Here is a 13,238-nt window from a genome sequence, read left to right as displayed (position 1 = left end):
TTCGCGCGGCGCAATGTAACGCGAAGGTAAATCACACGAGTGTAAAAGGTAAGAATAGCGTTCGCGCGCCTTGACAGCGGACGAGAACGCGCTGATGCCGGGCGCGTGAGCCTATGCGTCCCCGCTCAGTGCGCCGAGGTGTTCCATGATCTCGGGCAGGCGTTCGGCCGTCACGAGCCCCGGCAGCATGTGCCGCCACATCGCCGTCACCAGCTCCTGGAGGTCGGTCTTGGCGGGGTTGATGGCGTTCATGCGCTGCAGTCCGGCGAACGCGGCGACGACGACCTCCGCGACCACCCGCGAGTCGGCCTCCGGGAGCAGGTCGCCTTGCTCACGGGCCTCATGCAGGAGCTCCTCGACGACGTCGGCCCAGCCGGCGAACAGACGTGGCGCGGAGGAGTCGATCAGGTCGAGCTCGCAGGCGAGGCGCGTGCTCGCGCGGGCCAGCGCGTCGTCGCGGAGGATCGCGGTCGCCTGGCAGAACAGCTCCAGCAGGATCCGGATCGCGCTCTGCTGGCGGCGGCGCAACTCGCTGATCAGGGCGGGCCAGAGCTCGTGCTGGTCGGCGAGGATCGCGAGGGCGAGGTCCTCTTTCGAGGGAAAGTGAAAGTAGAGCGCGCCTTTGCTGACGTGGCGTCCGGTGACGATGTTCTGCAGGCTGGTGCCGAGGTAACCGCGGGCTTCGAAGGTCTCCGCCGCGGCCTTGAGAATGACATGCCGCGTCCGCTCTGCTCGCCTCTGCATGCTCCTGCCCAGGGCTCGGGGATGAGCCGAATTGTATAACGGTCAGTCCGCGATCGTGTACGTATCCGATCGTGACACGTATCACTGACACCTAGTCATGAACTGCTGAAATTGGGAACGTGCCTGTTCAGAAGAGTGCGCTTAAGTGAGCATTTTGAAAGATGCGGGAGGCGGACCGTAACTGTATGCGCGCGGTTTCCTCCACGGAACCCTCCACGTCGTGCGGGCGGCGTCCGGTTCGGGTGCCCCCGCCGGTGTCTTTCCACCGTCAGGTCCGTGGCGGCGGTTCCCTGGTCGGCGCCGGCCGCCCGCCGACGCTCACGTACGGTCGTCGATCGAGCGCGTATCCCCTATTACGGACGTTCCTTTCGGGGGTCACCGCGTCGTCACCTCGGGTCCGGTCCGAGACGCCGCCGCCGGGACCGAGTGATTCGCTACTTAATCTATTGACAAAGTAGGAAAAGCTTTACACTCTGGAGAGGTGACTCGTGATGTTCCGCTGACAGTGCGCCTGCATGTCGACCTCCGTCTGCAGGCGAGCGCGCTGTGTGCGGCTTCCGTGCGATGAGAGCAAGAGTCCGACGCCGCCCGGCTGATCGCTGAGCCGTACTCCCGGCATTCCGGCCCAGCCCGGTGGCGGCCCTATCCGCATGTGAAGAGGGTCTGGCATGACACTGCCGCGAAGCTCCAACGTCATCGACGTCGCCACACGCATCCCGTACGGCGAGCCACCGGTCTTCGCGCTGGGCGACGTCGCGCCCGGCAAGGTGCTCGACATCATCCCGGTGCCCGACACCGGTCAGTACATGATGATCGTCGCGCACCTCGTCTCCGCGGACGAGGCGAAGGCGGTGAAGGCCGAGAGGCCGCAGGCGTCCGACGGCCTCGGCGGGCTGGTCCTCGACCGCGACGCGCGGCGGGTCTGGGCGGAGGGCGACGAGGTCGCGCTCACCTTCCAGGAGTACGAACTGCTCGCCTATCTCACCGAGAAGCCCGGCACGGTGTTCACCCGCATCCACCTGATGAACGTGCTCTGGCCGGGCTCCACGCGCGCCACTCCGCGGACCGTCGACGTCCACGTCCATCGCCTCCGGCGCAAGCTCCGCGGCCACGGCGCGAGTCTGGTGACCGTACGGCGGGTCGGGTACGCCTATCGGCCGGCGCGCTCCGGCAGGTGAAGGCCCGGCGGACGCTCCGCTATTCAGGAGTAGTTTCGGTCATGCAGCTGAATGGTTGCTGGATGACCTTAATGCCTGTTCTGCATGTTACTTGTCCGTTAAGTCAGGGCCGGAAATCGCGAATAGGGCTACTAGCGAGTTAGGTTTCGACCATGGAGTTCGACAGGGAAAGCCTCGAACGCGACCTGCGCGCGCTCGAGTCCCGGACCCGGGAGACGCAGGAGGAGCTCGACACCTTGGCGGTCGGGGCGAAGAGCAAGGACGGCCTCATCGAGCTGACCGTCGTCAGCCCGGGACGTGTGCACGAGCTCACCCTCGACCCTCGCGTGAAACGGCTCGACATCGAGGACCTCTCCGAACGCATCGTCGCGATGACCAATGACGCGCTGGATCTGCTCCATGAGGAGACCGCCGCGAAGGTCGGCGCCCTGCTCCCCGATTTCTCGCCCGACGAACTGTTCGGAGGCGGGCGTTCGTGAGTACGACACGGGAGCTTGTTCGATGAGTGCGGCCTTCCGTCCCGGTCTTTTCATCGGCGGGAACATCGCTCTCGCCGTCTACAACCTGCTGTCGGTGGAATACCCGGCAGGCGATCCCGCCAAGGCCCGCCAGGCGGCGGAGGTGTGGGCCGGTCTCGCGAAGGACATCCGGGACTGGGGGGAGTACGGCGACGCGGCCGCATTGGCGATCGTGATGAACAACGCCGGTGAGAGCATCAACGCCTTCGGGGACTTCTGGCGACGCTACTTTCCCCCTCCGCCCGCGACGGGCGACGTGGACAAGCTGGTCGCCCACTGCGAGGGAATGAGCGCGGCGTGCCAGCACTACGCGGAGGTCGTCGACTACGCCCGGCAGGCTTATTACGCGCTTCTCCTGTCGACCATTCTCAGCTTCCTTTTCCTCAGCACGTTCCCCTGGCAGGCGGGTTTCGCGTACCGGATCGCCGAGAACAAGATCAAGGCGAAGATCGTCGAGAAGTTCGTCGAGGACACGATCGCCAAGAAGATCGTGGGGACGCTCGCCGCCAAGGCCGCGGAGTACTCCCTCGGCAGCGCCATGTTCGCCGTCGGCGACGTCGCCGTGATGGATGGCGGAAAGCTGCTGGCCGGGAAGTTCGCCGGCGACGGTTTCGACTGGCACGACGCGGGCTCGCTGAGCGACAACTGGGACGAGACCTGGAAGGAGTTCGTCGCGTCGATCGCCTTCTACGGCGTCTTCGACGTCGTGGCCAAGCCCCTGAGCTGGACACCGAAGCGGCTTCCCGCAGGGGGACTCCCGGAGGGGACGCTCCCCCCGGCGACGGCACCGGCGAAACCGCTGGTCAACCCGGACGTGAATTACTTCATCTCTCGAATGGCCGGCGGGAACATCGGCTATGGACCCGTCTACCACTATCTGAACGGCGACCGCGGCAGCGACTTGAAGCCCACGGAGAAGGACTACATCCTCAGGACGCTGCTCTACACGACCATGGCCGCCAAGCCGGCCGGTTGACGCAAGGACGAGGCCGACATGACCCCTCCCAAGAAGCCACCGCCCCCGCCGCCGGAGTTCGTCACCGTCACGCGCTGGGACACGCCGCACAGCTCGCTGTGGAAGATCGCCGAAGAGCAGTTCGAGGACGGCACCAAATGGCGTGACATCTACGAGGCGAACCGCGACCTCATCGGCGACGATCCCGGGAAACTGCGGGTCGGCATGCGACTCCGCATGCCGACCACGGAGGTGCATCCCGCCTATATCCGCTCCGTCGCCGGCGGCCTCGACGAGGAGAGCGCCACCATCACGGCGAAGATCCTCGCCGCGGAGCAGCGGCTGAGCGAGATAGGGAACTTCTGGGGCAACGACGACGTCGGTACCAAGTTCTACCGGGGGGCCGACGGAAAACCCGGCTATCAGACCGTGAGCACCGAGACCGAGACGGCCGTCGGTGCTTTCGGCCAGTTCTACAAGAACGTGGCGGACAGACTGCGTGCGATGGCGGACCGGCATGACGTGACCGAGTGGGAGAACACCATCCAGGTGCTGTCCGTCGCCCTCAAGGCTCTCGACAAGTAGCTACGAGCGGGCGTACAGCCTCTTCGACCAGAGGTAGCCGGCGAGCGCGATGCCGCAGCACCAGGCGACCGCCTGGACCGCGCTGCCGCCGATCGGGTCGCCCAGCAGCAGTCCCCGTACGGTCTCGATGAGCGGGGTGAAGGGCTGGTACTCGGCGAACCAGCGCAGCCCGGCCGGCATCGAGTCCGTGGGGACGAACCCGCTGCCGAGGAACGGCAAGAGCGTCAGCGGCATGGGCGCGTTGCTCGCGGCCTCGACGGTCTTGCACACGAGGCCGAGCGCGACCGACAGCCAGGTGAGCGCGAGCACGAACAGGCCCAGGACGCCCGCGGTCGCCAGCCACTCGAGCGGGCTCGCGGTCGGCCGGAACCCGATCGCCAGGGCGACGCCGATGACGACGGCCATGCAGACCAGCGTCTGGATCACGCTGCCGACGACGTGCCCGGTCAGCACCGAGGCGCGAGAGATCGCCATCGTACGGAACCGGGCGACGATTCCCTCGGTCATGTCCATGGCGACCGAGACCGCCGTACCGGTGGCGCCGCCGGCCACGCACATCAACACGATGCCGGGAGTCACGTAGTCGACGTACTCGGCCCGGCCGCCGCCGATCCCCGCGCCGAGCGTGCCGCCGAAGACGTAGACGAACAGCAGCAGGAAGACGACCGGAATGCCGACGAGGAACAGGGTCATGGAGGGGTAGCGGAGCATGTGCCGGAGATTGCGGCGCAGCATCGTCGCCGAGTCGCGCGCGGCGTACGGCAGAGAGCTCATCGAACGCGTTCCTTTCCGGTCAGCGTCAGGAAGACGTCATCGAGGTCGGGGGTGTGCACCGACAGCTCCTCGACCTCGATCGCCTGGTCGTCGAGCCGGGCGAGCAGGGCCCGCAGCGACTTGACGCTGCCGTCGCTGGGCACATGGAGGGTGAGCTCGTCGCCGGGCGAGCTGTCGCCGAGGGCGCGCCGGGCCGACTCGAGCCCACTCGCCTCGGCGAACCTCAGGCGTACGTGACCGCCGGGGATGAGGCGTTTCAGCTCCTCGGGTGTGCCCTCGGCGATCAGCACGCCGTGGTCGAGGACCGCGATGCGGTCGGCGAGCTGGTCGGCCTCGTCCAGGTACTGCGTGGTGAGGAAGATCGTGACGCCGCGGGCGACGAGGTCGCGGATGATCTGCCACATGTCGCGGCGGCTACGGGGATCGAGGCCGGTGGTCGGCTCGTCGAGGAAGATGACGCGAGGGTCGCCGATGAGCGTCATCGCCAGGTCGAGGCGGCGCCGCATGCCGCCGGAGTAGGTCGCGGTCGTCTTCCCCGCCGCCTCGGTCAGGTCGAACCGGTCCAGGAGCTCGGCGGCGCGGCGCCGGCCTTCCTTACGGCCGAGGTGGTGCAGGTCGGCCATCATGATCAGGTTCTCCTCGCCGGTGAGGAACTTGTCGACGGCGGAGTACTGACCGGTGACGCCGATCGCGGCGCGTACGGCGTCGGGGTCGCGGGTCACGTCGTGGCCCGCCACCCGCATCTCTCCGGCGTCGGCGCCGATCAGCGTGGAAAGGATCTGCACCACGGTGGTCTTGCCGGCGCCATTGGGCCCGAGCAGGGAGAAGGTCGTTCCTTCGGTGACGTCCAGGTCGATGCCGTCGAGCACGACCTTGTCGCCGTAGGACTTGCGCAGTCCGGTGGCCGCGATGGCTGTCATGGTCCTTCTCCTCAGGGGCGGCGGATCAGGATGTCGCCGTACGAGGTGCGGCCGTGCACCTCGACTGTGTCGTCGGACTCCCCGGGTTTCTCGCTGGCCTCGAGGTCGCTGCGTACGGTGCCGTACTGGGAGCTGACGTCGAGCCAGGCGGCCGTACCCTCGCGTACGCCCAGCTCCACGTCGCCGAACCCGGTCTCGAGGACGACCGAGCCGCGGACGACCTCGCCGACCCGTACGCTGCCGTTCGCGGTCTTGGCGCTGACCGCGGCGAGGGCGCGATAGACGGTGATGTCGCCGTTGGCGGTCTTCAGCTGGACGTCACCGGTCACGTCGCCGACCGTGATGTCGCCGTTGGAGCTCTTGACCACCGCAGCGCCGTCGATCTCCCCGACCCAGACCTTTCCGGAGGAGGTGCTGATGTCGACGGGCCCGGTCGACCGGGCGACGGAGACGTTGCCCGCTGCGGTGCGAAGCTTGAGCCGCCCGGTCTGGTCGAGCCGTACGGAGCCGAGGGCGCCGTCGAACACCGACTCGCCGATGCGGCCCTGGCTCTGGTAGTCGGCCCAGCCGGTCGCCTGGAGACGCGAGTCGCTGGGCAGGTCGATCGTGACCTCGATCGCCCCGGGCCGGCCGAAGAGCGTACGCAGGGTGTTGCGGGGGGCCTTGACCGTGAGCTGGCCGTTGGCGTAGTCGACCTTGGTACTGCCGGCGGCCTGGACGTCGGCGTCCCGGCTCGCGTCGGCCGGCCGTACCTCGACGACCGTGTCGGTACGGTCGCCGGCGTGGATCCTGACGTGGCCGGCGGTGACGTCGAGGGTCACGGCGATCGGCTCTGGGGTGTCGAAAGCAGGCATGGCAATGCCCTTCTTTGTGCTTTGGGGGTCGTGGGGGTCTTCGGGAGGGTCAGCGGACCCAGCCGGTGTAGCGCTGCCCGAGCTGCTGGCCGCCGGGGTTGCCGGGCGGCGGTGGGGGGCCGGGTTCGAGCGCGGCGGAGACGGCGCGTACGAGCCAGGCGTTGACCGAGAGACCCATGCGGCCGGCGGCCTGATCGATCAGCGGCTTGAGGTGCTCGGGGAGCCGGAGTGTGATCCGGCTGGTGCCACCGGTCTCTTCGGCGGCCTCTTGGTAGGGCGCGCGTACGCCCATGGTGACTTCGAGCGCCCCGGCCAGGGCGCTGCGGAGGGTGGGCTGTGACGTCTCCTCTGACGTCGCCGGTGGCGTCGGCGGTGGTGTCACGACGAAGTCGGGGTTCTTTCCACGGAGCCGTACCTCGACGGAGCCGGGGGCGAGGTCGGTCGTGATCTCGTCGGCGGCGGCTGAGAGCGCTTCGAGCAGCGCAAGCCGGGCAGCAGAGTCGAGCGCGACGGAAAGCCGCTCCGCAAGCGCCCTCGCGTCCTCCCCGCCGGCCTCAGCCGCAGCCGCAAGCTCGCGACGAAGGTTGTCGATGTACGGCGTCAGGTCCATGGCGCCACTATGACATCACAATGACGTCACCGCAAGACCACGGGTCGCGAGCGCCGCGCCATTACAGTGAGGGCATGTCCGGTGAAATGGTGCCCGATCGCCGCGAGCTGCGTGCGTCTCACGAGGATCGAGACCGGGTCGTGGAGCGACTGCGGGATGCCGCCGGAGACGGCCGGTTGAGCGCGGATGAGCTGGACGAACGGCTTGACGTGGCGCTGACGGCCCGTACGTACGGGGAGCTTGAGGCGCTGCTCACGGATCTGCCGGCGGCCGGACCGGCGCTGGCTGCCGCTTCTCCGAAGGAGATGTCGCGGATCGCGGTCGGCAGTGCGAGCGCGAAGCGAGACGGCCCTTGGGTGGTACCCCGGCGCATCGAGATCGAGGCCAAGAGCGGCTCCGTCGTGCTCGACTTCACCGGTGCCGTCATCGCCTTGCCCACGTTGGAGATCGAGGCGTCGGTGCGCAGCGGGTCGGTGACGCTGGTGGTTCCGCCGGACGTTCTCGTGGACGTCGACGATGTGGAGATGCACAGCGGCAGCGTGCAGAATCGCGCACCTGTCGACCCCGCGATGCCGATCCGGCTACGCGTCCACGTGACGGGGAAGGTACGTAACGGCAGCATCGTCGTACGGTTGCCCAAGCCACCCCGCCGTAGCTTCTGGCAATGGCTGCTGCGGCGCCCTCGGCCGATGACGGCACTCACTCGCTGAGTCCGGGTCCACGGCGCGGCGTAGGGTCCGTCGGCGATCTACCTCGGCCCTTCCTGACAGTGGCCGGCGCTCTCGTTCCGATCACGAGTGGCCTGGCGTGGCCGGCTTCCCGTACGTGCCGCCGCACCGACGCATGGTGTCGGGGCGGCCGACAATCGACGGGTGCTCCGACCCGCGAGAGGGCTGGGCGCTTCCGCGCCGGAGGCAGGTCCCTTGACACTGCGTGGATTGTGGCGGTGCGTCGAGATCAAATGCCGGGCGGAGCGCTGCGACTCGGCATGTCCGTATCGGTGATCCCACGAATGCGGATCGAGGTCGCCGGGCCGAACCGGTTCTGGATCTGGCAGGAAACGGGGCCGGTGCCACTGGCGAAAACGGCGCGCTGAAACTACGGCGTGCATTATCTGCGCCTCCCCGGATACCTGCCGGTGCTCCCGCCGATCACCGCGGCGTTGGCGCGTACGGCGTCGGCGTGGCACCACCGGTATGCGTCATGCCTGACCACCGCGCGTGCTCTCCCGCGCGTACGGCGGGACGTCGTGACAGACATCAATCACGTGGGTGAGCACTCCGGTGCGCGGGGGTCTGGGGGCGGCGGAGCCCCCAGGAGTAGCGCTCGACCAGCATTGACGTCAAGGCCGTGGTCCTTTCATCGCATCCGCGTACTATCGAACATGCTGCAGTTTCTGTGTTTGGGGGGACGATGTATAAGGCGTTCAACTGGGTGCGGTTCGGGAACGTGCGGACCTTGCTTTTCGTGGCTGTCGTCTTTGACTTGGTCAACCAGTCGATGGCCCGTTACCCCTCCGGCAGTCGGGGCGTGGCTGTGATGTGGCTATGCGTTGATCTCATGTTGTTCATCGCAGTAGCTCGGGGCAGTCGCGCTGCATGGCGGGTACTTGGCGCGTTGATGGCGTTCGGTGCCGTGCTGTTCTTGATTGCCGAGCTCGGGGATCCGTCCGGTTTCCAGCTGCCGCGCGGCCTGTTGTTCGCGGCTCAGCTTCTTCTGCTCTTCAGCCCAGCGGTACGAATACGGGTGGGGATCAGGCGCGAGCAGCTCGAAGCAAGAGCGGGTTGAGCGGCACCTCGCGGAGTTCGGGACCGACGAGCATGGGCGACTCTTCCGAACTGTGCGAGGGGGCGTCTATCGGCGCTCCACGCTGTGGCAAGCTGGACAAGGCGTTCACGCCGGCTCAGATCAAGCGGCCGCTGGCGCGTAAGCCCTACGACTTCCGTCACGCAGGTGTCTCACTACGGCTTAACGCCGGCACTCCACCCACCAACGTCGCGGAGTGGGCCGGGCACTCAGTGGAGTTCCTCCAGCGGGTCTACGCCCGCTGCCTCGACGGCCACGACGGCCACGACGGTTCGAACGAATCGACGCCGCGCTAGTCGGCTGGGCTGCGAGCCCCGGTGGTTCCGCCGGGGCTCTCGTTTTCCCGGATCGACCTGGGAAGACGGCACGGAACCATTCCGCATATATTCCGCGAACAGCGGCAATCAGTGGCACATGGCTGCAAAAGCACGAAACCCCGGTGGACAGCATCGAGGCTGTTCAACCGGGGTTTCGCTGATCATCTCGTGCGCCCCCTGCTGGATTCGAACCAGCGCACCCGGCTCCGGAGGCCGGTGCTGTCTTTCAGTCCGATCATGACTTGACCTGCGGCCGGGCGGTATCAGGATCTGCCGTGCGAAGGATCATTCCGCGTATATTCCGCGGTCCAGATTCGCCTGATGGATCGCGGCGCACCGCTCCGGGGTGCTCGTCCACGCGTAGGCGAGAAGTGGTGACAGACCTCGATCGCGTGGGCGAGTGCCCTGGCTCGCGGGGGCCTGGGGGCGGCGGAGCCCCCAGAGGTGCGCTCGACTAACCCGTTGGGGTTAAGCCCTCGGCTTGGAGGCGTATGGATCCCGGCCGTCATGTGAGCTGACCTGGGTGTCCGGATGCTCGCGAGTGACCTTTGTCGACCCCGCGCTCGTCAGGTTGGTGGCGCGACGCGAGTCCCGGCTCCTTCTCGGGCGCGCGGTTAGTTTGGCCCTGCAGACAACCGCTGTACGTAACGAGGCGTCTCCTCTTTGTTAAGTGAGAGCCATCGATGGGGGTCATGGTGAGTGCAGCACGGGGCTTGTCGCTGGTGGGCTTTCTGGTGGTGGTCGCGGGGTTGATTACCGGGTTCATGCCCGTGTCTGCTCAGGGGACGAACTGCGGTTCGGCTTTTCACGCCTCGCGTGACGCGGAGACCGCCGACCTGACACACGCCATGGAGGCTGATGGCGCTGGAGTGAGTCTCTTCGACGTCAGCTCGACCGCGGACGCCTGCTCATCGCTGCGGTCAACAGTGCGGATACCTGCGGTCGTGTTGCTGATGTTAGGCGGATGTGTCCTGCTGGTGGGGGCTGTGAAGTCCAGCAACCAAGCATCACCGCCGGCCAGCGATCCGGCCGAGTCGAGCTCGTAAAGTTTTGGATCCGCTGCGGCGGATGCTTAAGTCCGACGGGCCGCCCGACCGGCGCGACCGAGGGACCGGCGTCCACGCCGCACGCCCGTAGGGCGGGCCGAAGCGGGCGGCCAGCGCCGGCGCGAAGCGCCGGCGCCTTGATCTTATACAGCGAAACTCTGCAAAATCCGCGCCTAGCTTTAAGGGTGATCTTGCGTAGGAGCGCTAATTCCAAGAAGCAGCATAGAGTGGAGGATGGCGAGGGATGAACACCCCATTCAGAGTAACCAACCTATCGTTTAATGGTGACACGTCGATCGATGTGCAGGATGCTGACGTCGTTGTTCTTATTGGCCCGAACAATACAGGAAAGTCACGAACGCTCCAGGAGATATCTGACCACTTGTCCCTTGGGCCCGGTCAGCCAGTCCCCCAGAATGCCTTCCTGGCTCTCAGTGATGTGGCGATAGATAAGCGTATGTCAGGCTATGAAGTAAATGCCTGGCTTAAGGAACGTCGCTACACATGGAGTAACCATAATGACCTAAGGGAGCGCATTCACACGACTAATGTTGGCGAGCTCTACCTTGATCAGGTGGTGGCAGTCTGGGATGCTCACTCAGGAGGACGACTTGGCGCCCTAGCTAATCACCTTGTGCGAGGGCTGTGGTGCGGCGAGCGGCTTGGTTACCTAGGATCCCCGGGGCGCCTAGAGATGGGTGCACATCCTGATCATGCAATACATCTTTTGACGAGAGACGAGCAGCTTAAATCCTCCTTTCGAGAGGCGTTATTTGGTGCATTCGGAATGAATACCATTGTCGATGCGTGGGGTAACTCAATTCGCCTTCGTGTCAGCCGTGTCGATACACAGGAAGACTTCGCTACCACATCGACCGATGGTTTCGCTGACAGCGACACGCTTCAACGACTCTCCGCCCTACCGCCGATAGAGTCACAAAGTGATGGCGTCCGAAGTTTTGCGGGAATTCTTCTTACGCTTCTAGCGGCGCAATATCCCTTGGTTCTCATCGACGAGCCGGAGGCGTTTCTTCATCCGCCCCAAGCTCGCCTGATCGGTAAATATATTACCGAACTGAAGGGGGAGGGTCAGGTATTTGTTGCTACTCATAGCCTTGACATCCTCCTTGGTCTTATTGAGGCACAACCCGATAGGGTTTCAATAATTAGGCTTACGCGCGACTCCGACCTGACTTCCGCTCAAAGCCTTCCTCGGAGTCAACTGGCAAAGCTCTGGCGTGACCCTTTTCTTCGATTCTCACGCTCACTTGATGGGTTGTTTCATGACGCCGTAATTGTTTGCGAAGGTGACACTGACTGTCAATTCTATAGTGCCATTGCCGAAAATGTCCGGACGACGGGATCGTCGCCATATAGGCGCGATGTAATGTTTACCTATGCTGGTAGTAAGCATAGGATTCCCACCGTTACCGCAGCATTGCGGGCGCTAGGTGTGCCCGTCAGGGTGGTGGTTGATTTTGATGCGTTGAATGACGAGTCGGTTCTCAAGAATCTCGTCGAGAGCGTTGGTGGGGAATACACGAGTGAGATGACAGGGGACCGCAATTTGCTGGATTCGCAAATACGGGGAAGCGGGACGGTGCTAACGGTCGGAGCGATCCGAGGCAAACTAGCACAACTACTGGGGGACAAAGATGATCGAAAGATGACTAGCGCAATGATACGCGCGATCCGCCAGTTGACAGAACCCGAAACAGGCTGGAGGGCGGCGAAGAAGAGCGGTACATCGGTAGTCCCTTCTGGCGACGCAAGTGCTGCGCTACAGCGGTTGCTAGCTTCATTGCAGGCAGTGGGCGTATTTGTTGTTCCGGCCGGTGAAGTTGAGTCATTCGTTAAGGCTGTTCCGGGGAAAGGTCCTCGATGGGCAGTGGAAGTCGCCGAAGGTGGGTACCTCGACAGCGCCGTCGAGGCCCAAAGATTCATCCAAGATCTATGGTCCTCTCTATGAGGAATCCGCGCTCGGGTTGCTGTATTCAACGATTAGGGGCCGCGACCCTCTCGACTGCTATATTTTGACGGGTAGACTGATTCCGAAGCCACTCTCCGGGAGGTTTGCCAACCGAACTGTCGAGTCCGGAGGATAGGGATGGAAAGGTGATTTACTACGGGGTCGTCCCTATCATCTCGCTAGCGCCGCTTCTCGAAATTAGAATCCGGCTACCGCTTCCCTGACGGCAGCAGTGTCGGCAAGGTCGTACAAGACGGTGGTCGCCCCTGCAGATCGAAGGTCCTCCGCTGATGTGTTGCCAGAAGCGACGGCAATGATCTGTGCACCACCTTTCGATGCGGCTTCGACGTCACTTGGGCTGTCGCCAATGATGACGGTGGTCTTCTTGGTGAATGTAACGCCAGTCTGTTTATAAACGCGCTGTCTGGCGATGTCAACGAGGTTCGCTCGTATTGCGTCGTCATCGCCGTACGCTCCGGTGTTGCCGTTCAACATTGTGGCCAAGTCGAATATGCTGAGTTTGGCTTCTGCAGAGGGGCGCGGGTTACCGGTCAAGACCGTTTGGTAGGCATCCAGACCCGTTGCAAGGCTTTCGAGAGCTTCACGCGCTCCGGGCAGGACTCGACCGCGACGCCGCATCTCCTCGGCTCGGCTTTGGTATCCCTCGGCTTGGGCTCGGACGAATCTAAGGAAGTAGTCGCCGGGATCCTCAATGCCGTAGATCTCCAACGTCTCTTGGAAGATGATCGGCTCCGTGCGGCCGGTGACATCGGCCAGCTTTTCGATCTTGTGGCCGGTGACCTGCTCGAACGCGTCACGGAAGACTTCGCTTCCAACTCCGCCGGTTTCGATCAATGTGTGGTCGATGTCCCACAGGATGAGCTTTGGCGTGGTCACGGATACGTCCTCCGGTCGTCCGGGCACTTCAAGGCAGGCTGCCATACGGTGCGTTGACTGCTTAC

General features: G+C 64.6%; 14 protein-coding genes and 1 tRNA gene. 8 read left to right on the top strand and 7 right to left on the bottom strand.

What is annotated here, in order from left to right:
- Nucleotides 1-111: 111 nt before the first annotated feature.
- A complete protein-coding gene (locus QWU11_RS04395; RefSeq protein WP_290103683.1) occupies nucleotides 112-744 on the bottom strand; it encodes a ScbR family autoregulator-binding transcription factor in 633 nt (210 codons plus the stop codon).
- Between the two features lie 668 nt (nucleotides 745-1,412).
- Here QWU11_RS04395 and QWU11_RS04390 point away from each other — a divergent pair.
- The 4 genes from QWU11_RS04390 (at nucleotide 1,413) to QWU11_RS04375 (ending at nucleotide 3,980) form a co-directional block, all read left to right on the top strand.
- A complete protein-coding gene (locus QWU11_RS04390) occupies nucleotides 1,413-1,922 on the top strand; it encodes a winged helix-turn-helix domain-containing protein (protein ID WP_290103682.1) in 510 nt (169 codons plus the stop codon).
- Between the two features lie 152 nt (nucleotides 1,923-2,074).
- The gene (locus QWU11_RS04385) at nucleotides 2,075-2,401 is read left to right on the top strand and encodes a YbaB/EbfC family nucleoid-associated protein (protein ID WP_290103681.1); all 327 of its coding nucleotides are present in this window, start codon (nucleotides 2,075-2,077) and stop codon (nucleotides 2,399-2,401) included.
- Nucleotides 2,402-2,423: 22 nt separating this feature from the next.
- Entirely contained in the window at nucleotides 2,424-3,416 is a 993-nt protein-coding gene (locus tag QWU11_RS04380; protein WP_290103680.1) for a hypothetical protein, read from the top strand.
- Nucleotides 3,417-3,434: 18 nt separating this feature from the next.
- A complete protein-coding gene (locus tag QWU11_RS04375; RefSeq protein ID WP_290103679.1) occupies nucleotides 3,435-3,980 on the top strand; it encodes a LysM peptidoglycan-binding domain-containing protein in 546 nt (181 codons plus the stop codon).
- Here the strand turns inward: QWU11_RS04375 and QWU11_RS04370 are convergent, their stop codons facing one another.
- From QWU11_RS04370 to QWU11_RS04355, 4 genes are read right to left on the bottom strand one after another with little or no spacing between them, the layout of a single operon-like run.
- Complete coding sequence (locus QWU11_RS04370; RefSeq protein ID WP_290103678.1) at nucleotides 3,981-4,754, bottom strand: ABC transporter permease; 774 nt, start codon at nucleotides 4,752-4,754, stop codon at nucleotides 3,981-3,983.
- A complete protein-coding gene (locus QWU11_RS04365; protein WP_290103677.1) occupies nucleotides 4,751-5,674 on the bottom strand; it encodes an ATP-binding cassette domain-containing protein in 924 nt (307 codons plus the stop codon). Before QWU11_RS04365 ends, QWU11_RS04370 begins: the two co-directional genes overlap by 4 nt.
- Before the next feature lie 11 nt (nucleotides 5,675-5,685).
- Nucleotides 5,686-6,528 carry a DUF4097 family beta strand repeat-containing protein gene (locus tag QWU11_RS04360; RefSeq protein ID WP_290103676.1) on the bottom strand — a complete coding sequence of 281 codons (843 nt, stop codon included), beginning with the start codon at nucleotides 6,526-6,528 and terminating at the stop codon, nucleotides 5,686-5,688.
- Between the two features lie 49 nt (nucleotides 6,529-6,577).
- Nucleotides 6,578-7,138 carry a hypothetical protein gene (locus tag QWU11_RS04355; RefSeq protein WP_290103675.1) on the bottom strand — a complete coding sequence of 187 codons (561 nt, stop codon included), beginning with the start codon at nucleotides 7,136-7,138 and terminating at the stop codon, nucleotides 6,578-6,580.
- A 74-nt stretch (nucleotides 7,139-7,212) separates the two neighbouring features.
- Here QWU11_RS04355 and QWU11_RS04350 point away from each other — a divergent pair, with 74 nt between their 5' ends.
- The 3 genes from QWU11_RS04350 (at nucleotide 7,213) to QWU11_RS04340 (ending at nucleotide 9,240) form a co-directional block, all read left to right on the top strand.
- The gene (locus QWU11_RS04350) at nucleotides 7,213-7,848 is read left to right on the top strand and encodes a DUF1707 domain-containing protein (protein WP_290103674.1); all 636 of its coding nucleotides are present in this window, start codon (nucleotides 7,213-7,215) and stop codon (nucleotides 7,846-7,848) included.
- Nucleotides 7,849-8,605: 757 nt separating this feature from the next.
- Complete coding sequence (locus tag QWU11_RS04345; RefSeq protein ID WP_290103673.1) at nucleotides 8,606-8,926, top strand: hypothetical protein; 321 nt, start codon at nucleotides 8,606-8,608, stop codon at nucleotides 8,924-8,926.
- 32 nt (nucleotides 8,927-8,958) lie between these two features.
- Nucleotides 8,959-9,240: a hypothetical protein gene (locus QWU11_RS04340; RefSeq protein WP_290103672.1), complete on the top strand. Its 282-nt coding sequence runs from the start codon at nucleotides 8,959-8,961 to the stop codon at nucleotides 9,238-9,240.
- 192 nt (nucleotides 9,241-9,432) lie between these two features.
- Here the strand turns inward: QWU11_RS04340 and QWU11_RS04335 are convergent.
- Nucleotides 9,433-9,520: transfer RNA gene (locus tag QWU11_RS04335), tRNA-Arg, on the bottom strand.
- A gap of 1,031 nt (nucleotides 9,521-10,551) precedes the next feature.
- On the opposite strand from QWU11_RS04335, the gene QWU11_RS04330 reads away from it, so the two are divergent.
- Nucleotides 10,552-12,276 (top strand): AAA family ATPase, encoded by a 1,725-nt coding sequence (locus QWU11_RS04330; RefSeq protein ID WP_290103671.1) that lies wholly within the window; start codon nucleotides 10,552-10,554, stop codon nucleotides 12,274-12,276.
- A gap of 198 nt (nucleotides 12,277-12,474) precedes the next feature.
- Here QWU11_RS04330 and QWU11_RS04325 read toward each other — a convergent pair whose 3' ends face one another.
- Nucleotides 12,475-13,173 (bottom strand): haloacid dehalogenase-like hydrolase, encoded by a 699-nt coding sequence (locus QWU11_RS04325; RefSeq protein ID WP_290103670.1) that lies wholly within the window; start codon nucleotides 13,171-13,173, stop codon nucleotides 12,475-12,477.
- Between the last annotated feature and the right edge of the window lie 65 nt (nucleotides 13,174-13,238).

Source organism: Actinomadura sp. DC4, assembly GCF_030406325.1.
In the GTDB taxonomy this organism is placed as follows: Bacteria; Actinomycetota; Actinomycetes; order Streptosporangiales; family Streptosporangiaceae; genus Actinoallomurus.
This window is presented reverse-complemented; position numbering and strand designations above follow the sequence as displayed.

Bases quoted from the DNA above. Each gene is read 5' to 3' on its own strand.
- QWU11_RS04355 (WP_290103675.1), bottom strand. From the start codon at position 7,138: ATGGACCTGACGCCGTACATCGACAACCTTCGTCGCGAGCTTGCGGCT.
- QWU11_RS04380 (WP_290103680.1), top strand. From the start codon at position 2,424: ATGAGTGCGGCCTTCCGTCCCGGTCTTTTCATCGGCGGGAACATCGCT.
- QWU11_RS04385 (WP_290103681.1), top strand. From the start codon at position 2,075: ATGGAGTTCGACAGGGAAAGCCTCGAACGCGACCTGCGCGCGCTCGAG.
- QWU11_RS04330 (WP_290103671.1), top strand. From the start codon at position 10,552: ATGAACACCCCATTCAGAGTAACCAACCTATCGTTTAATGGTGACACG.
- QWU11_RS04340 (WP_290103672.1), top strand. From the start codon at position 8,959: ATGGGCGACTCTTCCGAACTGTGCGAGGGGGCGTCTATCGGCGCTCCA.
- QWU11_RS04390 (WP_290103682.1), top strand. From the start codon at position 1,413: ATGACACTGCCGCGAAGCTCCAACGTCATCGACGTCGCCACACGCATC.
- QWU11_RS04375 (WP_290103679.1), top strand. From the start codon at position 3,435: ATGACCCCTCCCAAGAAGCCACCGCCCCCGCCGCCGGAGTTCGTCACC.
- QWU11_RS04365 (WP_290103677.1), bottom strand. From the start codon at position 5,674: ATGACAGCCATCGCGGCCACCGGACTGCGCAAGTCCTACGGCGACAAG.
- QWU11_RS04360 (WP_290103676.1), bottom strand. From the start codon at position 6,528: ATGCCTGCTTTCGACACCCCAGAGCCGATCGCCGTGACCCTCGACGTC.
- QWU11_RS04350 (WP_290103674.1), top strand. From the start codon at position 7,213: ATGTCCGGTGAAATGGTGCCCGATCGCCGCGAGCTGCGTGCGTCTCAC.
- QWU11_RS04395 (WP_290103683.1), bottom strand. From the start codon at position 744: ATGCAGAGGCGAGCAGAGCGGACGCGGCATGTCATTCTCAAGGCCGCG.
- QWU11_RS04370 (WP_290103678.1), bottom strand. From the start codon at position 4,754: ATGAGCTCTCTGCCGTACGCCGCGCGCGACTCGGCGACGATGCTGCGC.